General features: G+C 70.8%; 18 protein-coding genes. 4 read left to right on the top strand and 14 right to left on the bottom strand.

Annotated features, from left to right (window positions below):
- Positions 1-252: 252 nt before the first annotated feature.
- Together ACW9TB_RS12205 and ACW9TB_RS12200 are read left to right on the top strand one after the other, a co-directional pair.
- Complete coding sequence (locus tag ACW9TB_RS12205) at positions 253-1,236, top strand: hypothetical protein (RefSeq protein ID WP_472748084.1); 984 nt, start codon at positions 253-255, stop codon at positions 1,234-1,236.
- Positions 1,233-2,309: an SIS domain-containing protein gene (locus ACW9TB_RS12200; protein ID WP_472748083.1), complete on the top strand. Its 1,077-nt coding sequence runs from the start codon at positions 1,233-1,235 to the stop codon at positions 2,307-2,309. The genes ACW9TB_RS12205 and ACW9TB_RS12200 overlap by 4 nt, the downstream gene beginning before the upstream one ends.
- 12 nt (positions 2,310-2,321) lie before the next feature.
- Here the strand turns inward: ACW9TB_RS12200 and ACW9TB_RS12195 are convergent, their stop codons facing one another.
- A complete protein-coding gene (locus tag ACW9TB_RS12195) occupies positions 2,322-3,104 on the bottom strand; it encodes a DUF742 domain-containing protein (protein ID WP_472748082.1) in 783 nt (260 codons plus the stop codon).
- Positions 3,104-6,121, bottom strand: a complete 3,018-nt coding sequence (locus ACW9TB_RS12190; protein WP_472748081.1) for a sensor histidine kinase — start codon at positions 6,119-6,121, stop codon at positions 3,104-3,106. Before ACW9TB_RS12190 ends, ACW9TB_RS12195 begins: the two co-directional genes overlap by 1 nt.
- A gap of 378 nt (positions 6,122-6,499) precedes the next feature.
- Here ACW9TB_RS12190 and ACW9TB_RS12185 point away from each other — a divergent pair, with 378 nt between their 5' ends.
- Positions 6,500-7,498: an ABC transporter substrate-binding protein gene (locus tag ACW9TB_RS12185; RefSeq protein ID WP_472748080.1), complete on the top strand. Its 999-nt coding sequence runs from the start codon at positions 6,500-6,502 to the stop codon at positions 7,496-7,498.
- A 67-nt stretch (positions 7,499-7,565) separates the two neighbouring features.
- Here the strand turns inward: ACW9TB_RS12185 and ACW9TB_RS12180 are convergent, their stop codons facing one another.
- The 8 genes from ACW9TB_RS12180 to ACW9TB_RS12145 all read right to left on the bottom strand — a co-directional run bounded on the left by ACW9TB_RS12180 (position 7,566) and on the right by ACW9TB_RS12145 (position 18,088).
- Positions 7,566-8,153, bottom strand: coding sequence for a GTP-binding protein (locus tag ACW9TB_RS12180; RefSeq protein WP_472748079.1), 588 nt, complete (start codon positions 8,151-8,153; stop codon positions 7,566-7,568).
- Complete coding sequence (locus ACW9TB_RS12175) at positions 8,134-8,496, bottom strand: DUF742 domain-containing protein (RefSeq protein ID WP_344919297.1); 363 nt, start codon at positions 8,494-8,496, stop codon at positions 8,134-8,136. The genes ACW9TB_RS12180 and ACW9TB_RS12175 overlap by 20 nt, the downstream gene beginning before the upstream one ends.
- Positions 8,497-8,535: 39 nt before the next feature.
- Positions 8,536-8,958 carry a roadblock/LC7 domain-containing protein gene (locus ACW9TB_RS12170; protein ID WP_472748078.1) on the bottom strand — a complete coding sequence of 141 codons (423 nt, stop codon included), beginning with the start codon at positions 8,956-8,958 and terminating at the stop codon, positions 8,536-8,538.
- Entirely contained in the window at positions 8,955-11,783 is a 2,829-nt protein-coding gene (locus ACW9TB_RS12165) for a sensor histidine kinase (RefSeq protein WP_472748077.1), read from the bottom strand. Before ACW9TB_RS12165 ends, ACW9TB_RS12170 begins: the two co-directional genes overlap by 4 nt.
- A gap of 249 nt (positions 11,784-12,032) precedes the next feature.
- A complete protein-coding gene (locus ACW9TB_RS12160; RefSeq protein WP_472748076.1) occupies positions 12,033-14,309 on the bottom strand; it encodes a [protein-PII] uridylyltransferase in 2,277 nt (758 codons plus the stop codon).
- Between the two features lie 3 nt (positions 14,310-14,312).
- The gene (locus tag ACW9TB_RS12155; protein ID WP_350948726.1) at positions 14,313-14,651 is read right to left on the bottom strand and encodes a P-II family nitrogen regulator; all 339 of its coding nucleotides are present in this window, start codon (positions 14,649-14,651) and stop codon (positions 14,313-14,315) included.
- Entirely contained in the window at positions 14,648-15,961 is a 1,314-nt protein-coding gene (locus ACW9TB_RS12150) for an ammonium transporter (RefSeq protein WP_472748075.1), read from the bottom strand. The genes ACW9TB_RS12155 and ACW9TB_RS12150 overlap by 4 nt, the downstream gene beginning before the upstream one ends.
- Positions 15,962-16,705: 744 nt before the next feature.
- On the bottom strand, positions 16,706-18,088 hold the full coding sequence (locus ACW9TB_RS12145) for a helix-turn-helix domain-containing protein (protein WP_472748239.1): 1,383 nt from the start codon (positions 18,086-18,088) through the stop codon (positions 16,706-16,708).
- A gap of 198 nt (positions 18,089-18,286) precedes the next feature.
- Here ACW9TB_RS12145 and ACW9TB_RS12140 point away from each other — a divergent pair, with 198 nt between their 5' ends.
- Entirely contained in the window at positions 18,287-18,778 is a 492-nt protein-coding gene (locus ACW9TB_RS12140; protein ID WP_472748074.1) for an ATP-binding protein, read from the top strand.
- Positions 18,779-19,342: 564 nt separating this feature from the next.
- Here the strand turns inward: ACW9TB_RS12140 and ACW9TB_RS12135 are convergent.
- The 4 genes from ACW9TB_RS12135 to ACW9TB_RS12120 form a co-directional block, all read right to left on the bottom strand.
- Positions 19,343-20,281, bottom strand: coding sequence for a sigma-70 family RNA polymerase sigma factor (locus ACW9TB_RS12135; protein WP_472748073.1), 939 nt, complete (start codon positions 20,279-20,281; stop codon positions 19,343-19,345).
- Positions 20,282-20,492: 211 nt separating this feature from the next.
- Positions 20,493-21,644, bottom strand: coding sequence for an imidazolonepropionase (gene hutI, locus ACW9TB_RS12130; protein ID WP_472748072.1), 1,152 nt, complete (start codon positions 21,642-21,644; stop codon positions 20,493-20,495).
- A 173-nt stretch (positions 21,645-21,817) separates the two neighbouring features.
- The gene (locus tag ACW9TB_RS12125) at positions 21,818-23,179 is read right to left on the bottom strand and encodes a formimidoylglutamate deiminase (protein WP_472748071.1); all 1,362 of its coding nucleotides are present in this window, start codon (positions 23,177-23,179) and stop codon (positions 21,818-21,820) included.
- Positions 23,167-24,426, bottom strand: coding sequence for an allantoate amidohydrolase (locus ACW9TB_RS12120; RefSeq protein ID WP_472748238.1), 1,260 nt, complete (start codon positions 24,424-24,426; stop codon positions 23,167-23,169). The genes ACW9TB_RS12125 and ACW9TB_RS12120 overlap by 13 nt, the downstream gene beginning before the upstream one ends.
- Positions 24,427-24,551: the final 125 nt, after the last annotated feature.

Genomic DNA, 24,551 nt, shown 5'->3' with positions numbered 1-24,551 from the left:
ACCAAAGCAGGAGTGTTGCAGTCAACATTAACTTGAGCAAGACTTCCCCCGACATCACCACTGGAAAGTTTGATCCGTTTGTTAAATCCTGCTTCAATCTGGGACCGGATCGACACGGTTCCCCAAGCCGGCGACGGGCGGACCAGTGCGCTCCTCAGGGCTCTGACCTGCGATGTTCCCGCCCCGTTCGGCGTACGTCGATTCCAATCGCTCCCCGTGGCGATCACTACTCTTTTCTCAATCGACACTCAATTGTCATCGATCGACGGAGCCGTTCGCGGGGCCGAACGGGGGTTCGAGGTCGACCAGACCAACCACTCGGTGGTCGTCGGCGAGAAGGTCGTCGTGAAATGGCTCACCCCGCCAGCGCCGCTCCCCCAGCCCGCCCCCGACATGTTCGCGCACCTGACGGAGATCGGTTTCACCGCGACCGCCACACCGTACGCGGCCGTCTCGCGGCGCACCGGCGACGGCTCCGAGCTGCTGGTCGCCCTCGTCACCGCGTACCTGCCCGAGGCCCGTGACGGCTGGGAGTGGTGTGTGGACGAGGCCGTCTCCGGCGGAGTCTCCTTCGCCGCCGACCTGGGCGTCCTCTCCGCCGACCTCCACGCGGCGATGGCGACCCCCTCCGCAACCTTCCCCGGCCCCGTACGACACGCGGACGCCGTACGGACGGGGGAGAGCCCGTGGTCGCTCCGGGCGGGCGGGGCGCTGGAGGAGGCGCTGGCGCTGACCGGCGGCGAGGACGGCGACTGGCTCGCGGAGCACGCGGACACCCTCCGCGCCGAGCTGGCGCCCCTCGCCTCCGTGGCGGCCACCCCGCTGATCCGCATCCACGGTGACCTGCACGTCGGCCAGATCCTGCGCTGGCGGGACGGCTACGCGGTGATCGACTTCGACGGCAACCCGACCGTCACGGGCGCCGACCCCTTCCAGCCCGCGGCCCGCGACCTCGCCCAGCTCACCACGAGCCTCGAACACGTCGGCCAGGTCGCGATCAGGCGCCGCGACGCGGACCCCGGGGTGATCGCCGGGTGGACCGCCACGGCCCGCGCCACCCTGGAGTCGGCCTACCTCGGGCGGCTGGACGAGCTGGGGCACACCGCGCTTCTGGACCGTTCCCTGCTGCGCCCGTTCGAGATCGAGCAGGAGTGCCGCGAGCTCGTCTACGCGGCCAGGCACCTCCCCCGCTGGCGCTACGCCCCGATGGGCGTGCTGCGGTCCCGATACCGGTGAACCCGCTGGACCCGCTGGACCTGCTGGACCTGCTGGACCTGCTGGGCTTCGCCGGACTCGGTGAACCCGCTGAAACCGACGAACCCGACGCATTCGATGAAGGAGACCTCGTGATTCCCGAGCTGTACCTCGCCGACCTGGAGGCCAAGCCCGCCGCGCTGGCCGCCCTGGCCGACGCCCTGGAGGCGGGCGACCCCTTCGCGGGGATCCCCTCGGGGATCCGGCGGGTGCTCCTGCTCGGCATGGGCAGCTCCCGGTACGCCGCCCGGGTGGCCGCGCTGCGCCTGCGGGCCTCGGGGGTGGACGCCGTGGCCGAGTACGCCTCCGCCGCCCTGTCCTACCCGCCGGGCCAGGACACCCTGGTGGTCGCCATCTCCGCCACCGGCGGCAGCCGGGAGACCCTGGACGCGGTCGCCCGCCACCGGGGCCGGTCCTTCGTCCTCGCGCTGACCAACAACCCGGACTCGGCCGTCACCGAGGGCGCCGACCTGGTGGTCCCGATGCTGGCGGGCGAGGAGCGCGGTGGCGTCTCCTGCCGGACCTTCCAGCACACCCTCGCCCTGCTCCTGGCACTCGGCGACCGTCTCGCCGTGCCCGACGGTCCCCGCCGGGACGTGCCCGGGCTGCTCCGCCGTACGGCCGAGGCCACCGCCGACCTGCTCGGCCGCCGCGGCGAGTGGCTGGAACCGGCGGCGGCGCTGCTCGACGGACCGCACGGCGTCTACACGATCGCCCCCGCCGAGCACCTGTCCTCGGCCGAGCAGTCGGCCCTGATGTTCCGGGAGGGACCTCGCAGGGCGGCCGACGCGTGCGAGACCGGCGACTGGGCCCACGTGGACGTCTACCTCACCAAGACCCTCGACTACCGCGCCATCGTGTTCCCCGGCTCCCGCTACGACGAGCAGGCCATGGACTGGATCCGGCAGCGCGGCTCCACCGTCCTGACCGTCGGCGGCGACCTTCCCGGCGCCAGGGCCTCCGTCCGCTACCTCCACGACGACGACCCCGACGTGGCGCTGCTGACCGAGACCCTGGTGGCCGAGCTCGTCGCCGCCCGCTGGTGGCTCGCCTGAGACCGGGACGCCCTAGCCCCTGAGGTGGTTGAGGACGCGTTCGAGGAGGTCGGGCCCGGGGCCCGCCGCGGTGACCCGGGGGTGGTGGATCCGTACCAGGCCCTCGGACTCCATGTCGGAGACCAGGACGCGGGTGACGCCGAGCGGGACGCTCAGGAGGGCGGATATCTCGGCGATCGAGCGGATGCTGCGGCACAGGTCACTGATGAAGCGGTACTCCCTGATGTAGGACAGGCCGAGCGTGGTCGTGGTCGTGGTCGAGACCAGCGCCTCCATCGCGAGCCTGGAACTCGGGACGACCCGCCCTCCGGTCACGGCGTACATCCGGATCAGCGAGCTCTCCTCCTCGGCGTGATCGTCGTGCTCGTCGTGCTCGGGCCCGTACCCGAAGCGCCCGTCCCGCTGAGTGCCGAACCCGGACGCCTCCCCCGGCGTGCCGTATCCCAGTGACCCGGTCCCGGCGGCCTGGACGAACGGGGCGAAGCCGGACGCCCGCACCGGCAACCCGGCCTCGGCGGACGCGAAGCCGGACCTCTCACCCGGTGACCCGGCCTCGGCGGCGTGCACGGACGGCGCGAAGCCTGATCTCCCACCCGGTGACCCGGCCTCGGCGGTGTGCGCGAACGGCGCGAAGCCGGACCTCTCACCCGGTGACCCGGCGGGGAAGCCGTACCGGGGCGTGTCGTCCAACCCCTCGTCCCACCCCTTGCCTCGTCGCTCGTCGTGCCGCTCGTCGTGTCGGGGGGCGCGGCCGTCGCGACGCTCCCGTCCCTGGTCCCGGTTGTCGGCCCGCACTACTGTTCCCGGTTCGGGAGTTCGTTGCGCGCTCTGCGCACGCCCTCCTGGAAGCTCGACAGGCGGCTGCGCACCCGCTCGGGCGAGAGGCGCGGCGCGCCCTCCGGCGCGGGGGACGGCTCGGGCCGTACGAGAGGCGCGACCGAGCCGGGGACCAGGTTGGCCCGGGGAGTACGCCTGGGCAGACCGGCCGAGGTCGTACCACCGTGCGCGGGGGTGTTCACCGCCTGCGCGGCCTGCCAGCCGCTGTCGCCCGGCGAGGTCCACGACTCCGGCTCGGCCCGGGACACCCCGGCCACGGGACCGGCGTCGGAAAGAGAATCACCGGAGGCGGGGACGCCGGAAGCTGAGGCGCCGGGAGTGGCGCCCGCCTCGGGGCCCGCCGGGTCCGCGGCGGAGTCCCGGGCGGGGTCGGCGATCCGGAACCAGCCGGACTCGACCGAGGCGAAGATCGGCAGGAAGTCGTCCTCCCCTTCCGCCGGGACCTGGCCGGACGGGGAGTCGAGCGGCCCGGGAAAGCGGTCGAACGGGCCGGGGGGCGGCTGCGGGAACCCTCCCCGCTCCCCCGGCGGGCGGAGCCGCTCCGCGGGCGGGCTCCACACGCTCGGCGCGGTCGCGTCCGGCCTGACCCGCGAGGGCAGCGGCGCCACCCGGTCGGCGGGAGGCGCCGGTGGCATGGCCGTGGGCGCCGCGAGCAGCGGAACCCTCGGAGGCGGTCCCGCGACCCCGGGAGCGTGGGGCGACGGCGAACCGGCCGCGCCGGGAGCCTGGGGGAAGGGCGGATCACCCGCGTCACCGGGGAACCGGGGGAACGGCGAACCATGCGGATCACCCGCGTCACCAGGAAACGGCGAACCGGCCGCATCACCGGGAAACCCGGGAAACGGCGAAGCGCCCGCGTCACCGGGGAACCCGGGGAACGGCGAAGCGCCCGCGTCACCGGGGAACCCGGGGAAAGCCGAACCGGCCCCGCCCGCGGGGAAGCCGACCACCCCGGCGGGAAGACCGGCCGCGCCCGGCGTACCGGGGAAGGCGGGCGACGGGTAGCCGGTCTGCTGGATCCCCACGGGCGGCAAGACGAGGAGCGACTCCGGGAGCAGGATCATCGCGGCCAGGCCGGAGTCCTGGGGACGGAGCTGGACGCGGATACCGTGCTTGAGCGCGAGGCGGCTGACGACGAACAGGCCCATGTGGCGGGCGACCGAGGCGTCGGCGGCCTGCGGGTTGGCGAGGCGCCAGTTGGCCTCCGAGAGCTCGTCGAGCGTCATGCCGATGCCCTTGTCGGTCACCGAGACCATCACGCCGCCGCCGTCGATCCGGCTGCTGGACACCGTGACCCGGGTGTCCGGCTGCGAGAACGAGACGGCGTTCTCGATCAGCTCGGCGAACAGGTGGACCACGTCGCTCACCGCGGGACCCGCGACGGCGACCTCCGACTGGACCAGGTTCGTCACCCGCTCGTAGTTCTCCACCTCCGACAGCGAGGCCCTGACCACGTCCATCAGCTCGACCGGCTGCCTCCAGCGCCGCGCCACCTCCTGCCCGGCGAGGACGAGCAGGTTCTCGCTGTTGCGGCGCATGCGGGTGGCGAGGTGGTCGAGCTTGAACAGGTCCGCCAGCCGCTGGTCGTCGCGCTCGCCGCGCTCCAGCCGTTCGACCAGGCTGAGCTGGCGTTCCACCAGGGTCTGGCTCCGCCGGGAGAGGTTGACGAACATCGCGTTCACCGTGTTGCGCAGCCTGGCCTCCTCACCCGCCAGCCGGACGGCCTCCCGGTGGACCTCGTCGAACGCCCTGGCGACCTCGCCGATCTCGTCACGCGACATTACCCCGATCGGCGGCACGTCGGCGACGATCTCCCCTCCGTGTGACTCGCGGACCCGCTGGACGTACGCGGGCAGCCGCTCCCCCGCGACCTCCAGCGCCTCCCTGCGCAGCCGCCGCAGCGGTCTGACCAGCGAGCGCGCCACCGCGATCGTGATCACCAGCACGAGCGCCAGCAGGGCGGCGACGGCCGTGGCGACCATCAGGGCGTGGTTCTGCTCGTCGTCGCCGAGCCGCTGGCTGCGCGCGACGATGTTCTGGGCGTACCGCTCCTCGACCTCGCGCATGTGGCCGATGGTGACGGTGGCCGCGTCGTACCACTCCTTGGCGTCGTCCTTCCGCTCCAGGTCCAGGCCCCGCAGCGAGGTGCCCGAGGACGCGCGGAGCAGGACCAGCTCGCGGATGAGTTCGGCGCGTTCGGCGGTACGGCCGTTGACGGTCTCGTCGAAGAGGCGGCGGTCCCGGGCTCCGGCCTCGGCGGCGAAGGTCCTGCGCTCGTTGCGCTCGGTGGAGAGCGCGCCGAGGAACTGCTCCATCTGCCCCTGTTCGAACCGTCCGGCCACGAGCACCACCGTCAGCAGCGCCCGCTGGAAGGAGAGGGCCTCCTTGGCGCGGGCGAGCGCGTCCAGGGTGAGCGCCTGGCCGAACAGGACGTCGTCGGCGACGCCCTTGCCGAGCTCGTCGTGCAGGGAGAGCAGGTCGGCGATGACCAGGGTGTAGGCGCCGATGGTCGCGTCGGGCAGCAGTGTCGACCTCAGGGCCTGCTCGCGCAGCGGGGGGAGGTCGTCCAGGCGGGTGATCGCGGTCTCGACCTCGGCCCTGGTACGGCCGGTCACCTCCGCGCCGAGCAGGGAACCGCTCTCGCGGACGCGTGCCACGGAGCTGTCGACCAGGTCCATCTGGGCCCGTACGTCCTCCACGCCGTCCTGCGGGCGGCCGCGGGCGATGAACCAGGCGGTGTGGTCGCGTTCCTCGGCCAGCTCGTGGGTGAGCGTGCTGACGCGGGCGGAGAGCCTGGCGAGGTCGTTGACCCGCTGGTAGTCGCCCGCGGCGCGCATCGAGGCGAACACCTGGACACCGCCGAGCAGCACCGCGGCGATCGTGGGCACCAGGATGAGCGCGACCAGGCGACGGCGCACCCGCCAGTTCCGCAGGCGCAGACGACCGCCCGCGCCGTGGATCTCGTGTGTACTCACCGAACGCTGCCCTCTCGGTGGATGAACCTATGGCCAAATTTCCCGTGGTTCCCGGCAATTCGAGCACATATCAACGTGTGGGGCCAAGCGAACGCAGCTCTATAAATGCGTATTCGTGGTGAAGTAGGGACTGGATCAGGGGCTCCAGCTATGACTGGAACGCCGGTTTCGGCCATCCGAATACTCTCATTACGTATTTCCCGACCTGTATGGCCGTTTGCACCGTTCCACCCAGGGCCTGCGGCGGGGCTCTCCGACTTCGGGGCGACCACAACATTGTGATTCACGATATTTACGCCATATCTTGACTCCCTGCATCCGTAGCCCTCACCGCGTCCCCGGTCCGCCGGATCCGGGCGGCGAGCCCTGGAGGAGACCGTGGCCACACCCGGCGACGCCGCGAGCCAGGTTCGCGGTTCCCGCCCGCCCGCCCGAACCCGGCCCCGCCTCCTGGCACTCGCCGCGCTGCTCCTCTCCCTCGCCGCGTGCACCGGCCAGGGGTCAGCCGCACCGGCGGCCCCGGCCTCCGGCGACGGGATCGTGCGGATCGCCGTCAACGGGTGGGCGGGCTACGAGGCCGGTGCCGCGGTCATCGGCCGCCTGCTGACCCAGGAGCTCGGCTACCGGGTGCAGACGGTGAACCTCGACCCGCCCCGGTCCTGGGAGGGCCTCGAAAAGGGCACGGTGGACGTGATCGTGGAGAACTGGGGACGGGAGGCGCTGAAGCAGACCTACATCGAGGACAAAAAGGTCGCGGTCTCCGCCGGAAGGAGCGGCCCCAGGGGCGTCATCGGCTGGTACGTCCCCCAGTGGATGGTGGACAAGTACCCCGGCATCACCGACTGGCGGCAGCTCAACAGGTACGCCCACCTCTTCAAAACGGATAAGTCCGGCGATTTAGGTCAAATACTCGACGGGGATCCCTCATATGTCACCCACGACGAGGCCCTGGTCCGCAATCTCGACCTCGACTACCGGGTCGTCTACGCGGGGAGCGAGAAAGCGCTGATCGACGCCGCCAAACGGGCGACCCGCGACAGGACCCCGCTGCTGATGTACTTCTACGAGCCGCAGTGGCTCTTCACCCACATCAAACTGGCGAAGATCACCCTCCCGCCGTACGCGATCGGCTGCGACGCCGACCCCGCCAAGGTCAGGTGCGACTACCCGCCCTACCTGCTCGACAAGATCGTGAGCAGGCGGTTCGCCGACACCGGTGGCAGGGCCTACGAGCTGGTCCGGAACTTCACCTGGACGAACGAGCAGCAGAACGTGGTGGCGAACGACATGACCAACAACGGCCTCGACGCCGCCCAGGCGGCCCAGAAGTGGATCGACGCCAACAAAATAACCTGGAAGGAGTGGATACCGGGCTGAACCCCGTCCGGGGACGACCCCGCGGAGCGCGGGCCCGTCCCCCGGGGGAACGCCGGATGACCCGGGACTACACCGAGGTGCCGTAGGCCGTGCGAACCCGCAGCACGTGCTCGACCAGCGTGATCAGCGTGCTCTTCACCGACTCGCGGGAACGGGCGTCGGTCCGCACCACGGGAATGTGCGGAGCCAGCGTCAGCGCCTCCCGCACCTCCTCCTCGTGGTGCGGGAACTCCCCGTTCCAGCCGTTGACGCCGACCACGAAGGGGAGCTTGGCCTCCTCGAAGTAGTCGATCGCCGGGAAGCCGTCGGCGAGCCGACGGGTGTCGATCAGGACCACGGCGCCGATCGCGCCACGGACCAGGTCGTCCCACATGAACCAGAACCGGTGCTGACCCGGCGTACCGAACAGGTACAGGATCAGGTCCCGGTCCAGCGAGAGGCGGCCGAAGTCCATCGCGACCGTGGTGGTGGTCTTGTGGGGGGTCAGCCCGAGGTCGTCGATCCCGGCGCTGGCGTCGGTCATCACCGCCTCCGTGGTCAGCGGCACGATCTCCGACACCGCCCCCACGAACGTGGTCTTGCCGACGCCGAACCCACCCGCGACAACGATCTTCGTTGACGTCAGGCCACCCTGGCTAGAGCCTGCGAAGTCCACTGAGAACCCTTTCGAGCATGTTGAGGTCCGGTTGTCCCTCGTCGAGATGCGGCTGGTGGATGCGGACGAAGCCCTCGTCGACCATATCCGCCACCAGCACGCGGGCCACGCCGAGCGGGACCCTCAGCAGCGCCGAGATCTCGGCGACCGAGCGGTACGAACGGCAGAGCCTGATGATCGCATCCTGCTCGGGGGTGAGCAGCGCCAGGTCCTCCTCCATGATGAAGGAGGAGGAGACCAGCGCCTCCATCGCCATGTGGAACCGGGGCTCCGACCTGCCGCCGGTCACGGCGTACGGACGGAACAGGGGCTCGTCGTCCCCGGTTCCGTCAGTGCCGAGCACGAGCCTCTCCCGTGGGGAGACCGGGCGCGAGCGCGGTCATCACCGGCCCCGGGAGGACTGCAGCTCGGCACGGAGCGCCGGGGTGAGCACCTGCCCGGCCCTGTCGACGAGCATCGTCATCTGGTACGCCACCAGCCCCATGTCACAGTCGGGGGAGGCCAGCACGGCGAGCACCGAGCCGTCGCTGATCGCCATGACCAGCAGCAGGCCACGCTCCATCTCGACCACGGTCTGGGTGACGGCGCCCCCCTCGAACACGCGGGAGGCGCCCACCGTCAGGCTGAGCAGTCCCGCCGAGACGGCGGCGAGCTGGTCGGCCCTGTCGGGCGGGAACCCCTCGGAACTGGCGATCCTCAGCCCGTCGGCGGAGACGCACACCGCGTGCGCGACACCGGGCGTGCCACGGACGAACTCGGTGATCAGCCAGTCGAACCTGCGTGCCTCATGACTCAGGATCGTCACGAGCCCTCCTCCTCGTCCACCAGGTTCCTGGTGGTGGTTTCGACTACTTCGGCGCGGCCCCGCCGTACGCCTTGCTGGAAGCTCGACAGACGGTTGCGCACCCTGTCCGGTGACATGGGCGGCATGGGGCTGGACGGCACGGCGGCGGCCGTACCGGGTACGAGGTTCGCCTTGGGAGTGCGCTTGGGCAGGCCCGCCGAGGTCACTCCGCCGAGCGCGGGCTCGCTCGCCGCCTGGGCGGCGCGCCACCCGGCGTCGGCGGGGGTGTTCCAGCCGTCCGGGTCGCCCTCCGGCGCGGGTCGCTCGGCCGCCACGGCCCTCACCTGCTCTCTCGTCGGCGGTGTCTCGCGAGCCGGCATGCCGGACGGGGGTGTCGGCTCCTCCCCCCACGCGGCCTCCGGCTCGTGGAACCCGCTCCCCGAGACGGGGGACGCCGTCGCTCCCGAGGTCCCGCCCGCCTCCTCCGCGCGGCGGAACCAGGCGGACTCGATCGAGGCGAAGATCGGCAGGTACTCCTCCTGCTCGGCTTCGAGCGGGGAGACGCCCACCCCGGGCATCACCCCCGTCGCCGTGTCCTCGTACGAGGACTGGCTCCAGGGGGAGAACTCGGGAGCGGAGGCACCCCCGTTGCCGTTGACCTGGCGCTTGGGCAGGGGCGGGCCGCTCCCCGCCGGGCCGGAGGGACCCGCGGGAACCGGCCAGTCCGGGGCCGGGCGGCCGGAGCCGAACGAGGGCGCCTCCACGGACGCCTGCCCGAACGACGCCTGGCCGAACGAGCCCTGCCCGAACGACGGCTGCTCGAACGGCGACCGCCCGAACGGGTCCTGCCCGAACGGCGACTGCCCCTGCTCGAACGAGGGATGGGTGTGCCCGTACGAGGGCCGCTCGACGGGCGGGCGACCCGCGGGCGCCTGGGCCTGGGTGAAGAGGTCCTGCACGGGAGCCTGCTCGACCCCCCAGGACGGCGTCTGCACCGGCTGGACCGCCTGGACGATGAGCGCGGGCGGGAACAGGACCATGGCGACGAGACCGCCGCCCTCCTGCGGGCGCAGCTGGACCCGGATGCCGTGGCGCAGCGCCAGGCGGCCGACCACGAACAGGCCCATGCGCCGCGACACCGAGACGTCGACGACGGGCGGGTCGGCCAGCTTGCGGTTCGTCTCGACCAGTTCCTCGTGGGTCATGCCGATGCCCGGGTCACTGACCGCGAGCAGCGCGCCGCCGCCCTCGATGACGCTGCTGGACACCACGACCTGGCTGGCCCGGGGGGAGAACTGGATGGCGTTCTCCACCAGCTCGGCGACCAGGTGCACGATGTCGTTGGCGGCACTGCCCGCGACCGAGATCGTACGGTGCACCTTGACCTGGACCCGCTCGTAGTCCTCGACCTCCGACAGGGAGGCGCGGACGACGTCGACGAGCTTGGCCGGCTGGCTTCGCCTGCGGGTCGGCTCGTGACCGGCGAGGACCAGGAGGTTCTCGGAGTTGCGGCGCATGCGGGTGGCCAGGTGGTCGAGCCGGAACAGGTCGGCCAGGCGGCCGCCGTCCTCCTCGCCCTTCTCCAGGCCGTCGATCAGCGAGATCTGCCGCTCGACCAGGGTCTGCGTGCGCCGTGACAGGTTGACGAACATCGCGCTGATGTTGGACCTGAGCTCGGACTCCTCCGAGGCCAGCCGCACGGCCTGCCGGTGGACCTCGTCGAAGGCCTTGGCGACCTCGCCGATCTCGTCGCTGCTGTCGACCGGGATGGGATCGACGTCGGGCGTGCGCGTGTCGCCGGAGACCCGGAGCCTTCGCACGACCTCGGGAAGCCTGAAGCTCGCGACCTCCAGCGCCTCGGCGCGCAGGCGGCGCAGCGGCGTCACCATCGAGCGGGCGATGACGACCGTGAGGCCGAGCACCAGCAGGAGCAGGAGCAGGATCAGCCCGGAGGTGACGATCGCGTTGCGCTGCTCGGCGTCCTCCAGGTCCCTGGCCCGGGTGACCACGTCACCGGCGACCTTGGTCTCGACCTTGCGCATCCGGTCGAGGACCGTGGTGTTGTCCGAGAACCACTGCTTGACCTCGTTGAAGTCGGACAGCAGCCGCCCGGTGCGATTGGGGTCGCTGGCGAGCACGATGACCCTGGCCTTGATCAGCTCGGCCCGGTGGACCTTCTCGTCGATCATCGCGGTGGCGAGGAGCTGCGCGTTCTCCGGGGTCGACTCGACGCCGAAGTCCGCCTCGTACTCGTCCATGCGGGAGCGGGAGGCGATGAACTTCTCGACCTCCTGCGGGTTGATGAGCGAGGGCGCGTAGTAGCCGGCCAGCAGCCGGGCGCGTTGCTTGGAGACCTCCTCCTTGGCGTACGCCAGGGCGCTGAGCGCGCGGGTGTTGCCGATGATCTCCGGGTCGTCGCTGACCAGTGTGAGCTCCTCGTGGAGCGTCAGCAGCGGGGCGATCATGAAACTGTACCGTTCCACACGGGTGATGCCCGCGAGATTGCGCAGCTCGGACAGGCCCTCCAGCTGGTAGGCCACGTCCTTGGCCGCCTCGACGACTCGGGCGCCGTAGGAGTCGTCGATCGCCTGGACTTCCAGCCGCACCTTCTTGACCAGCGCGTCCACGGTCTTCCGCTGCGCGTCGGAGCTGTCCTTCAAGCTCTTGTTCGAGGGCTGGAACGACGACCAGGCGCCACGGTCACGTTCCAGCCCGAGCGCCTGGGCCAGATCGCGGAGCCCGCCGGAGTACTCCGCCGCGGAGGCGGTCCGCTGGTATCCCGCGACGCTGTCGACGGAGGCCACCACACGCGTACCGGCGAGCACGACGCCCACCGCCGTCGGCACCAGGATCAGGGCCGTCAGACGTGAACGGACGCGCCAGTTTTTCAAGCCGAACCGGGCGGCAGGCCGCTTGCCACGGTCGGGTGCCGAAGCACCTCCGCTTTCGGATGTCGCCGTAGTCACCGCTCTCGCTACCCCTCAATCACGACACAAGTGGACAACATCAGACCACAAGGTCATGGCAAAAAATCGGCAAACCCGACATACCGACTTTAATCGTTACGAAGGCGACGAGAGACCGATTTTTTACGGTTACCGCAGGGCAGCCAGCACCTGATCCCGTACCTGCGCCCGCTGGACCTCGTCGGTCAGCGGGCGGCCGGCTCGGTCGACCACGTAGAAGACGTCCACCGCCTCTGCGCCGAGAGTCTCCACACGGGCGGCCCGTACGTCAAGACCACATTCGCCAAATGCTCTACCAATCCGCCACAAAAGCCCCGGACGGTCATGGGCTCGCACCTCGATGACGGTCGCGGTGTTGGACGCGTCGTCCACCAGGTTCACCCTCGGCGGCGCCACCGGCACCCGGGCCGGGCGCAGCGACCTGGTCCTCCTGGCCAGGCGTTGTTCGATGTCGAGGCGTCCGGCCAGGACCAGTCTCAGGTCGGCCTCCAGCGTCGCGGGGTCGGGCGGTGAGCCGTACTCGGGAACGACCGAGAACTCGATGACGGCGGTCGCCCCCGCCGAGGCGGCCGACGCGGCGCGGACCACCATCCGGTGCGCGGCCAGCACCCCGGCCGCGCGCCAGAGCAGCCCGGCGCGGTCGGGCGCGACCACGGTGACCGCTCCCCCGTTGACGCGCACGGCGCCGCCGCCGTGGCGGGCCAGGGACGCCTGCTCCACCGAGAGCGAGGGCGCGGGGCGCAGCGGGGTGCCCGAGAGCGCCGAACGCACCCGGCGTACCAGGTCGGCGACGAGCGAGGCCTTCCACGAGTTCCAGGCGGCGGGCCCGGTGGCGTGGCCGTCGGCCACCGCGAGGGCCGCCAGCAGTTCGAGGACCTCGCGCGAGCCGACGGCCTCGGCCACCCGGGAGATCGTCACCGGGTCGTCCAGGTCGCGGCGGGTGGCCGTCTCGGGCAGCAGCAGGTGGTGGCGGACCACGGTCTCCAGGATGTCGACGTCGGCCGGGGGCAGGCCCATCCGGGTCCCGATGTCGCGGGCGACGACGGCGCCGGTGGTGGAGTGGTCGCCGGGGTATCCCTTGCCGATGTCGTGCAGGAGCGCGGAGATGAGCAGCAGGTCGGGCCGCGAGACCTCGCGGGTGAACGAGGCGGCCCCCGCGGCGGCCTCGATCAGGTGCCGGTCGACGGTGTAGCGGTGCACCGGGTTGCGCTGCGGGCGGTGCCGCACCCGCTCCCAGTCGGGCAGCAGGCGGACCAGCACCCCCGCCTGGTCGAGCTCCTCCCAGACGGGCACGGCCGCGCGACCGGCGCCGAGCAGTGCCACCAGCGCGTCACGCGCCTCGTCCGGCCAGGGCACGGGCAGCGGCGGCGACTGGGCGGCCAGCGTGGTGACGGTGGCGGGCGCCAGCGGCAGCCCCGCCTCGGCCGCGGCTGCGGCGGCGCGCAGCACCAGGACCGGGTCCTTGCGCGGGTTGACCCCGCGGGCGAGCACGACCTCCCCGCCGTGCTCGACGACGCCGTCGGCGAGCGGGCGGCGGCCACGGGGGGTGGGGCCGGTCAGCAGCCGGTCGACGGTGCGCCAGGTGGCGTCGAAGGCGTGCCCGATCGTCCTGGCGGCCTCGGCGAGCCTGCGCATCAGCGCCTCGGCGTCGAGCAGGCCGAGAACTCCCGCGACCGCGTCCTGCTCCTGGAGCACCAGCCTGTCCGCGCCACGGGCGGTCACCAGGTGCAGGCCGTGCCGGATGTCGAGCAGCAGCTCGTAGGCCTCGCGGACCCGGGGGCCTGGCGCCGAGGCGACCCAGGCCGCCGCCACGGCCTGCATCGCCTGCACGTCGCGGATGCCGCCCCGGGAGTCCTTGAGGTCGGGTTCGAGCAGGAACGCCAGCTCACCGCTCGCCTCCGCCCGCTTGTCCGCGGCGTCGCGCAGCTCGCCCAGGCGGCGCCGGGAGTCGGCGCGCCACTCGGCGAGCACGACCTCGCGCGCCGAGCGCGTCAGCTCCGGATCCCCCGCCACGTGCCGCGCCTGGATCAGGCCGAGGACCGCCTTGAGGTCCTCCCTGGCGACCTTGGCCGCCTCGTCCACCGTCCGCACCGAGTGGTCGAGGCCGACCCCGGAGTCCCAGATCGGGTACCAGATGCGGTCGGCGATGCGCGCCACGTCCTCCCGCCCGTCGTGGAGCAGGACCAGGTCGAGGTCACTGCCCGGCGCGAGCTCGGAGCGCCCGAGGCTTCCAACCGCGACGAGCGCGACTCCGCTGAGGGCGCCGCGCTCGTCGTTTCTCGTCGTTCCCCCGTTGGACCCGTACGGCGTACCGACGGCGGTGCGGACCAGGTCCGTCAGCCAGCGGTCGATGTCCGCGGCCCGTTCCTTACGGGCCGCGGCGTACGAGCGAGTGTCGCCTCTCACCGGTTAGAGCGCCTCAGGTCCGCGTTCCCCGGTGCGGACGCGGATGACCGTGTCCACCGGAACGGACCAGACCTTGCCGTCACCGATCTTGCCGGTCTGCGAGGCCTTGACGATGACGTCGATGACGTCCTCGGCATCCTCCTCCTCGGCGAGCACTTCGAGGCGAACCTTGGGTACCAGGTCGACCTGGTACTCGGCACCTCGGTAGACCTCGGTGTGACCACGCTGGCGGCCGTAACCACTGGCCTCGCTGACCGTCATGCCCTTGACCCCGAACTGCTCCAGGGCCGCCTTCACATCATCGAGCTTGAACGGCTTGATGATCGCGGTGATGAGTCTCATGCGTCCACCTTCTTAGACGCCGGGGCGGGGGCCGGACCGTTGACGGCGGCCACACCCGAGGAGTGGATGGTGCCGAGGTCGTAACCGGTCTCGGCGTGGGAGGTGATGTCGACTCCGGTGACCTCTTCCTCGGCGCCGATCCGGAAGCCCATCGTCTTGTCGATGATCTTAGCGATGATCCACGTGATGATGAAGGAGTAGGCGCCGACCGCGACCGGGCCGAGGATCTGCAGGCCCAGCTGCTTGACACCGCCGCCGTAGAGGAGGCCGGGGCTCTGCTGCTCCAGGAACGGGTAGGCGGCGATGAAGCCCAGGGAGACCGCGCCGATCACGCCGCCGACCAGGTGCACGCCGACCACGTCGAGGGAGTCGTCGTAGTTGAGCTTGTACTTCAGGCCCACCGCGTAGGCGCAGACCGCACCGGCGACGAGGCCGAGGAGGAGAGCCGCCCAGGGGTCCACGAAACCACAGGCCGGGGTGATGGCGACCAGACCGGCGACGGCGCCGGAGGCGACACCGAGGCTGGTGGCGTGACCGTCGCGGAGCTTCTCGACCACGAGCCAGGCGCCCGCCGCCGCCGCGGTGGCGATCTGGGTGTTCATGAACGCCAGGCCGGCGGTGCCGTCCACCGCGAGCTCGGAGCCCGCGTTGAAACCGAACCAGCCGAACCACAGGAGACCGGCGCCGAGCAGGACCAGGGTCAGGTTGTGCGGCCGCATCGGCTCCTTGCGCCATCCGGCGCGCTTGCCGAGCACGAGCGCCAGCGCCAGGGCCGCGGCTCCCGCGTTGATGTGGACCACGGTGCCACCGGCGAAGTCCTCGATGCCGAGGTTGAACAGCCAGCCGTTACCCCAGACCCAGTGGGCCACGGGGAAGTAGACAATGGTCGCCCAGACGATGGTGAACAGCACCCAGGCGCCGAACTTGGCGCGGTCGGCGATGGCACCACTGATCAGCGCGACGGTGATGATCGCGAAAGTGAGCTGGAAGGCCGAGAACACCAGGCTCGGCATACCCGTGCCATCGTCCTTGGTGGCGGTGTCGACCAGGCTCTGCAGTCCAAGGGCGTCGAAGCCGCCGATGAACTTGTTGACGAGCTCGCTGCCGTTGTCGGTGAAGGTCAGCGAGTGCCCATAAAGCACCCAGGCGATGGTGACGGTGATGATGCTGACAAACGACATCATCATCATGTTCAGGACACTCTTGGCCCTTGTCATTCCTCCGTAGAAGAACGCGAGGCCGGGAGTCATCAACAGCACCAGCGCGGTGGCTGTGAGCATCCAGGCAGTGGTGCCGCTATCGATCTTCATTCGACGCGACCCTCCCTTACAAATGGCGTGTGGCCGGTTTCACAAGCGCAGTGATCGCTTCCTGGGCTCCATCGACCGGCCGCGCACTGACGTTGCGCCACAGCGTGTTCTTCCACCGTTTCAAGGTGCGACCTTGTGTGTTTCACATCTGTGAATCTCGGCAGCATGGTGTTTCATACATGTTTCGGACAAGGTGCGCCATGACTTACAGATGACCGAAAAACAGCCCAGGTGAACCCCGCTTGACGGTTCCCTGGGGCCTGGACACCCCCGCCCAGGACGGCCGCCACGCCCACCATGTCCCCCCAATCCAGACATATAGGTAGGGCCGTAACCCCTGGCCAGAGCCTCACCCGGCCTTGATCGGCTTCGGCGTCGTTCACGCTACGGTGGGCGGGCATTCCGGACGGCCGTCTCAGTCACTCTCCGGCGATCCAGGCCTCCGGCCTGCGCGGGCGCGGTGGTTACGGGCTCTTTCAAGCCGTCCGGAACACCCGCCCACCTCCGCTGTGCCCGCTCCCACCGCACGGCGTACGACCGTAGCCGCTCACTCTCCGGCCGCCCTGTGAACGCCGTGCGGCTGAAGCGATCCGTACGAGACCGTTCGGAGCGAGCCGCCGTAACTGAAGCGTTACTTTCGAAAGGAGCGCACGGCGAGCGCCAAAGAAAACCCCTTCTCACCATACAATGCAGCCGTACGCCGCGGAACCCCCAGAAACACCAGTCACAAAACAGCTGACCGGCTCAGTTCAGGCCATTACGAATAGCCAGCGCGTGAAGCTCCGAGGGGACCGGGCCCGTGCCGTACCGCATTCCCGAAATCAGCGTGGACACCGAGGGGCGGCGAATCTCCTGGGGAGCGGTCCGCTCGGCGGCGAGCAACGCGGTCACCGCCCGATCCCGGCGACCAAACTGCTCCCAGGCGCGAGCCGTGTCAACACACCAGCGAGCATGGCGTTCAGGAGTGGGAAGCAGGCGGTGGTTCACCCCACGAGCGTGATCGAGAGCGACCCCCGGCTCACCGAGGGCGGTATGAATGCCGACCCGATACACCGCGACGTTCGCGGGCGTCGGAAGCCTCCCCCGCGACGTGGCCTCAGGAAGACGGGCCACCGCCTGCTCGGCTTCCCCGACCAGATCGAGCGACTGGGCCCTCAGGCCGTTCTGGGCACACGAGTAGGCGGCGGTGCATAGCAGGGCGGCATAGACCTGAAGCGTCTGCGGCTCTGGGGTTCCACTGTCCGCCCCCAGATCGAGCGCGGTGCGCGTGAGCATACCGACCGCACCCTCGTGACGCCCCTGACGCCGCATGGCGATCGCCACAGCCCGGGAGGCCCCGGCGGTCGTGAACGGGTCACCCGAGAGGGCGGCCGTGGCGAGGGCACGGTCGGCCGCCACCCAGGCCATGCCGTCCTGATTGAGCTTGACCGCGAACTCGCTGGTGAGCATGTAGGCGTCCGCGAGGTAGGCGTTGACCCGTTCCCGCTCCCGCCCTTCCACCTGGGCGAGGGTGGCCTGAGCGGTGGCCGCGACCCGGGGAAGCATGATCGACAGATCGCCGTACCGGCAGGCGTCGAACGTCGTACGCGCCACGTCCAGAGCCGCGCGCAACTCGGTCATGGTCGCCGGGGTTCCGGTGGTGCCCGTGGTGAGGAACCGTTCGAGACGCTGAGCCATCGTCGCGGCGTCAACCGCCTCCTGAGGTCCCGCGAGGAGGGCCGCCCCGGTCAGACCGGTGAGCCCGGCGAGAAACCGGCGTCGCTTCACGGCGTCATCCTCCCCTGCCAGGTGAGGTTCAACACTAACGGGAGCGGCCGTGGAGCGAAGGTGGACGCTCCGGCCCACCGGGGAATCCTCCGACGTGAGCGGGGACGACAGCCCCAGCCACGACGGTGGAATGTCAAGCACGCGGGCAAGGATGCGAAGCGTGGTGATGTCGTCCAACGCCTGATGTCCGGTTTCCAGCCGCGAAATCGTCGCGGCCGAGTAACCCGCCCGAACGCCGAGCTCCTGTTGCGTCAAACCTTGGGCACGGCGGGCGAGCCGTACCACTTTCCCGTAGTCGTGTGCGGCGACCGCGTCGCGCATCCGAGGCTGCGACACGTCATGCCTTCGCGTCTCCACCATGGCCACCTGATCCAGGGAGGGGATCTCATCGTAAGCGGACCGTCACCCTGAGAAGCGGCACACCTCTTCTTTCCCGCTGTTTTTGCAAGGGTCGCAAATGATCTTTCGCAGTACGTACAGGCTCTGCCGTTCCGTCGTCACGTGGGATGTCGTGGGAGATGAGCGCCCGATCTCGTCGAGCCGAACGGAGAACCCTCAATGGCTGACTTCGCTCACCGACCATCCACGATCGACGAACCGGCCGTGCCTCGTCCCGAGCTGATCCACGCGATGGTGGCGATCCGCCCCGGCGGCCTGACCTGGCGGCGGACCTTCCTGGGTCGTCTCGATCAGGCACCACGGGCCCGCCAGTTCGTCCGTTTCCTGTTGGACGACTCCCCTTGTCGCGAAGACGCCGAGCTGGTCGCCTCGGAACTCGTCAGCAACGCGCTGCGCCACACCGCCAGTGGGAAGGCTCACGGCTCCTTCATCGTCGAGGTCATCCGCAAGACCACGACCGTCCGCGTCGCCGTCTACGACTGTGGTTGGGGTGGAACGCCCAAAACCCGACGGCAACGATCTCCGGCCGGAGACGAGGAGAACGGCCGAGGTCTCCTGACCGTGACGGCCCTGGCCTCCAAAGTCGGATATCGAGGCACCCAGGCCGTCGGCCACGTGGTGTGGGCGCAGTTCGACCTCACCTCGCCGTAACCCCGCCCTGCGCTCCTTTCCGAGGTGGCGCTTCAGCTACGGCGTCCCACCCCGAACGGGCCCGTACAGATCGCTTCAGCCGCGCGGAGAACGCTGGGCGGCCGGAAAGAGAGCCGCTACGGTCCGCACCCAGTACGGCGAGAGCATGTGCAGCGGAGGTGGGCGGGTGTTCCGGACGGCTTGAAAAGAGCCCGCAACCATCGCGCCCGCGCAGGCCGGAGGCCTGGACCACAGGACAGCGACTGAGACGGCCGTCCGGAGCACCCGCCCACCGCAGCGTGAACGGCGAAGGAACCCGCCGCGGCCCGAACAGTCATGGAGCCGGCTCACGCGTGAACGGCGATGAGGCTCCCACGATGACGAAACCCGTCACAGCCTGAACGGCGATGAAGCCCACCACACCTGAACAGCCATGGAACCGGCCACAGCGTGAACGGCAGGAGACCCTCGCGGAGGAACCCGCCACGGCCCGAACAGCCGGGGAACCGCCGTGGTGGCGAATTCACCGTGGAAGCGAAAACGATCCGGCACGGTCCAGGTAGAAACCGTGCCGGATCGTAGGGACTAGGCGGCCGTGGCCATCTTTCGCAGTCGGGCCAGGGCGTCGCGCTCGATCCGGCGGGCGCGGTCGCGGCCGATGCCGTAGCGCTCGCCGACCTCGGTCAGCGTGTGCTCGCGGCCGTCCATCAGGCCGTAGCGCCAGCGGAGCATCTCGCGGGTCTGCCCCTCAAGCCCGGTCAGCCACTCCTCCAGGCGCTCGCGCTCCAGGATGTCCATCGCCTGCTGCTCGGGGTCGGCCCACGTGTCGTCGGCGATCATGTCGCCGAGCTCGGTCTCGTCCTCGTCGCCCACGCCCAGTTGCAGGGAGACGGGGTCGGAGGCCCAGCGGCGGAGCTCACGGACCCGCTCGATGGGGAGTTCGAGCACCGCCGCCAGGTCGGCGTCGGTCGGCTCCTGGTCGAACTCGGCCAGCATGTCGCGGCGGACCCGCATCAGCCTGGTCATCTGCTCGCCCGCGTGGGTGGGCAGGCGCACCGGCCGGGCCTGCTCGTGGATGGCGCGCCCCACCGACTGCCTGATCCACCACGTGGCGTATGTCGAGAACTTGTAACCGCGCCGATAGTCGAACTTCTCGACCGCGCGGACCAGTCCCAGATTCCCCTCCTGGACCAGATCGATCAACGGCATTCCCCGCCCGGAGTATTTGCGCGCGACGGCCACCACAAGACGTAGATTGGCCTGGATGAATTCGTCTTTGGCCCTCCGTCCGGAAACAGCCAGTCGTTCAAGCTCCTCATCGGCCGCGTCCGCGATCCGCGGCTCCGTCAACCCACCGTCCAGCAACTGCTCCGCGAAGAGACCCGCCTCGATCCGCTTGGCGAGCTCGACCTCTTCCTCCGCAGTGAGCAGGGGCACCCGTCCGATCTCTGCCAGGTAGGTCCCGAGCAGGTCTCGATCAGAGACGTGCTGATCCTGCGTCCGATTCCCCGTCGGCCTTGCCATCCGATGGCACCTCGCTCCGCCTGCTTATGACGTGTCCACCCGCTCGCTCAACGCCCCATGCGCGCAGACACATCGCTTGTCTTTTCAACGGATGGATCAGGGCAAAGATTCCCTCAAGAAGTACGCCTGGAGAATGGTTTTGGATTTCCTCCTCAGGGAGGATGTTTCCCCGCGCCACGTCAAGACCCATGACTAACCCCCGCGAAGGGGCTCAAACCAGGCGGCGCCCCTCCTTCCACACCTGGGTCACCAGCGGCACCCCCGGCCGGTAGGCGAGGTGGACGTACGTGGGTGTGTCGAGAATCACCAGGTCCCCTCGGCTCCCCACCCGCAGCGTGCCGACGTCCCCGCGGCGCAGCGCCCTGGCCCCGCCGTACGTGGCGGCCCTGATCGCCTCCAGCGGTGTCATCCGCATCTCCCGCACCGCCAGCGCCACGCAGAACGGCATGGAGGAGGTGAAGGAGGAGCCCGGGTTGCAGTCGGTGGCGAGCGCGACCGTCACCCCGGCGTCCAGCAGACGGCGGGCGTCCGGGTAGGGCGAGCGGGTGGAGAACTCCGCGCCGGGCAGCAGGGTGGCCACCACCCCCGACGACGACAGCGCCGAGACGTCGTCGTCGGTCAGGTGGGTGCAGTGGTCGGCGGAGGCCGCGCCCACCTCGGCCGCGATCCGCACCCCGGGCCCCTCGCCCAGCTGGTTGGCGTGGATCCTCGGCAGCAGTCCCGCCTTCATCCCGGCGAGAAGGATCTCCCTGCTCTGGTCGGCGTCGAAGGCCCCGCGCTCGCAGAACACGTCGACCCACCGGGCGTGCGGCGCGCAGGCCTCCAGCATCTCCCCGGTCACGGTGCGGACGTACTCGTCGGCCGAGGAGGCGTCGGGGGGTACGACGTGCGCGCCCAGGTAGGTGGTCTCCTCGGTGAACCCCCGCGCGATCTCCAGTGACCGGTGCTCGTCCCCGACCGTGAGGCCGTAGCCGCTCTTGATCTCGACCGTGGTCGTCCCCTGGGCGAGCATCTCGGTGACCAGGGTGGCGGTGCGCCTCACGAGTTCGGCGTCGGAGGCGGCGCGGGTGGCCGCCACCGTCGTACGGATGCCTCCCGCCGTGTACGGGCGGCCCGCCATGCGGGCGGCGAACTCGGCCGTGCGGTCGCCCGCGAAGACGAGGTGGGCGTGGCTGTCGACGAAGCCGGGGATGACGCAGCGCCCGGCCACGTCCACCCGTTCGTCGGCGGGCGGGGCCGCGTCCGCGGGTCCCACCCATGCCACCTCGCCGTCCTCGACGACCAGCGCCGCGTTCTCGATCTCCTCCCGCGCCGGGTCGCCCGTGTAGAGCAGGCCGATGCGGTCGAAAAGGGTGCTCGTCACCGGCCGATCCTCGCTCGTCACACCGACCTCTCCTCTCACCAGCCAGTCCCCACGCGTCATACCGACCTCTCCTCTCACCGGCCAGTCCTCACCCGTCATACCGACCTCTTCTCTCACCGGCCGGTCCTCACGCGTCATACCGACTTCCCCTCTCATCGGCCGGTCCTTGCTCGTCACGCCGACTTCTCCTCTCGCGCCTCGGCGACCGCCTCGGCGAGCATGGTGCCCACGTCGCCGAGGACGTGTCCGCCGTCGACGACCACCTGGCGCCCGCCCGACACCACGGAGTGCACGTCGGCGGCCGTGGCGGCGAAGACCACGGTCTCGGCCAGGTGCGCCGGGGAGGCTCCGGCCGTACGGACCGAGTCGAGGCGCACCGACACCAGGTCCGCCCACGCGCCGGGGACGAGCAGGCCCGCGTCGGCGAAGCCGAGCGAGTCGTGTCCGGCGGCCGTGGCGGCGTTCAGGAGTTCGGCGGCCGACCAGTGGCCGCGCCGCTCGGTGGCCAGCCGCTCGTCCAGCTCGACCGCGCGGGCCTCCTCGAACAGATCGATGACCGCGTGGCTGTCCGAGCCGAGCGTGATGGGCGCCCCCGCCTCGAACAGTCTCCTGGCCGGTCCGATGCCGTCGGCGAGGTCGCGCTCGGTCGTCGGGCACATGCACACGCGCGTGCCGGAGGCCCCCAGCAGCGCGACGTCCACATCCGACAGGTGGGTGGCGTGTACGGCGGTCGTGCGGGGGCCGAGCGCGCCGTGCGCGTCCAGCAGCTGGACCGGGGTCGCGGCGTAGGCCTCCACGCAGGCGGCGTTCTCCGCGCGCTGCTCGGAGACGTGGGCGTGCAGCGGGACCGCGTGGCGCCGGGAGAACTCGGCGACCACGGGGATCTGCTCGGCCCTGACCGCGCGGACCGAGTGCACGGCCACACCGATCTCCACGTCCCGCTCGTCCCGGTAGCGGGCCACGAGCGCCTCGGCCCGCGCGGCCCACCCGTCGGCGTCCCCGTCGCCGAACCGCCGCTGCGCGCCGCTCAGCGGGGTGCCGACGCCACCGGTCAGGTAGCAGGCGTCCAGCAGCGCGACGCGCAGCCCCGCCTCCCGCGCGGCCTGGACGAGCGCGTGTCCCATCGCGTTCGGGTCGTCGTACGGCCTGCCGCCGGGCCCGTGGTGCAGGTAGTGGAACTCCCCCACGCAGGTGATCCCGGCCAGCGCCATCTCGGCGTACGTGGCCCTGGCGAGCCTGAGATAGGAGTCGGGGTCGAGCGTTCCCGCCACGCCGTACATCTGCTCGCGCCAGGTCCAGAAGCTGCCCTTCTCGCGCTGCGTCACCCCGCGCAGCGCGCGGTGGAAGGCGTGGGAGTGCGCGTTGGCCATGCCGGGAAGGGTGAGTCCGGCCAGCCGGACGGCTCCGCCGGGCGGGGTCGCCACGCCGGTGACGATCTCGGTGATCCGGGTGTCCTCGATCCTGACGAGCACCCCCGCGACGACCTCGCCCGGCGGCAGCCAGGCCAGCTCGCACCAGTAGCTCAGCTCCCGCACAGGTCCTCCACAACGGCGGCGAGGGCGGCGACCCCGGCGTGGCAGTCGGTTCTGTCCGCGTGTTCCTCCGGAGAGTGAGAGATGCCCGTCGGGTTGCGGACGAACACCATCGCACTCGGCACACCCGCGGACGCGAGGATGCCCGCGTCGTGCCCGGCCCCGGTCGGCAGGACGGGCGCGCTCCCACCCCCGGCCGCGCCCCCGGTAGCGACCGCGCTCCCGGCCGCGTTCTCGGAAGCGATCGCACTCCCGGCCGCGTTCCCGGTGGCGACAGCGCTTCCGGCGGCGGCGGCGACGCGCTCTCGCAGGACCGCGTCGAAGTCGACGACCGGGGTCCACGACTCGGCGGTGACCTCGGCGCCGGAGAACTCGGTCAGCTCGGCGACCAGCGCCCTGACCGCGTCCTCGTCGCCGCCCCTGGCGTCCAGCCAGGCGCTGACCAGGCCGGGGACGGCGTTGGCGTTGTTGGGCGACACACGCGTCTTGCCGAAGGTGGCGACCACGCCGCCTCGCTCGGCGGCCTGACGGGCGTGCAGGACGGTACGGGCGAAGGGCAGCATCGGGTCGTCACGGTCGGCCAGGCGGGTGGTGCCCGCGTGGTTGGCCTGGCCGTGGAAGTCGAACCGCCAGCGGCCGTGCGGCCAGATGGCCGAGGCGACGCCGACCCGGGCGTCCCGGTGCACCAGGTCCTGCCCCTGCTCGACGTGGAGTTCGACGAAGACGCCGATGTGCCGCAGGGTCTCCTCGTCCCGGCCCAGGCCGCCGGGGTCGCGCCCCGCCCCGCGCAGCACCTCGGCCAGCGAGTCGCCCTCGTCGTCCTTCAGAGCGCGGGCCCTGTCCGGGTCGAGGATCCCGGTCAGCAGGCGGGAGCCGACGCACGGGACGCCGAACCTGGCGCCCTCCTCGTCGGTGAAGCAGACGATGCCCAGGGGGCGTGCGGGCTGGAAACCCCTGGCCCGCAGCAGGTCGAGGGCGGCGAAGGCCGACACGACTCCGAGGGGGCCGTCGAAGGCGCCGCCCTGCCGTACCGAGTCGAGATGGCTGCCGGTGACCACGCCCGGCCGGGCCGAGGGGTCACCCCACCAGGCCCACAGGTTGCCGTTGCGGTCCTCCCTCAGGTCGAGGCCGCGCCTGGCTGCCTCCTGCCCGAACCACCGCCGGAGTTCCAGATCCGCGGGCGACCACGCGTCTCGCAGGTAGCCCCGGGTCCGGCCGTCACGTCCGAGGTGCTCTATGGCACCCCACATCTCGTCGAACACCCTCCCATTATGTGAATGAGCCCATTCATTGGCGAGCCCGCCGCCCTCTCGACCCGCCGCGTCTTCACCCCGGCACCCCGCCGCGCCTCCGTCCCGAGACCCCGCGGCCCCTC

This window comes from Streptosporangium sp. H13245 (assembly GCF_055690525.1).
Note: the sequence above shows the minus strand (reverse complement) of the source record. Positions and strands in the feature narration are given on the sequence as shown.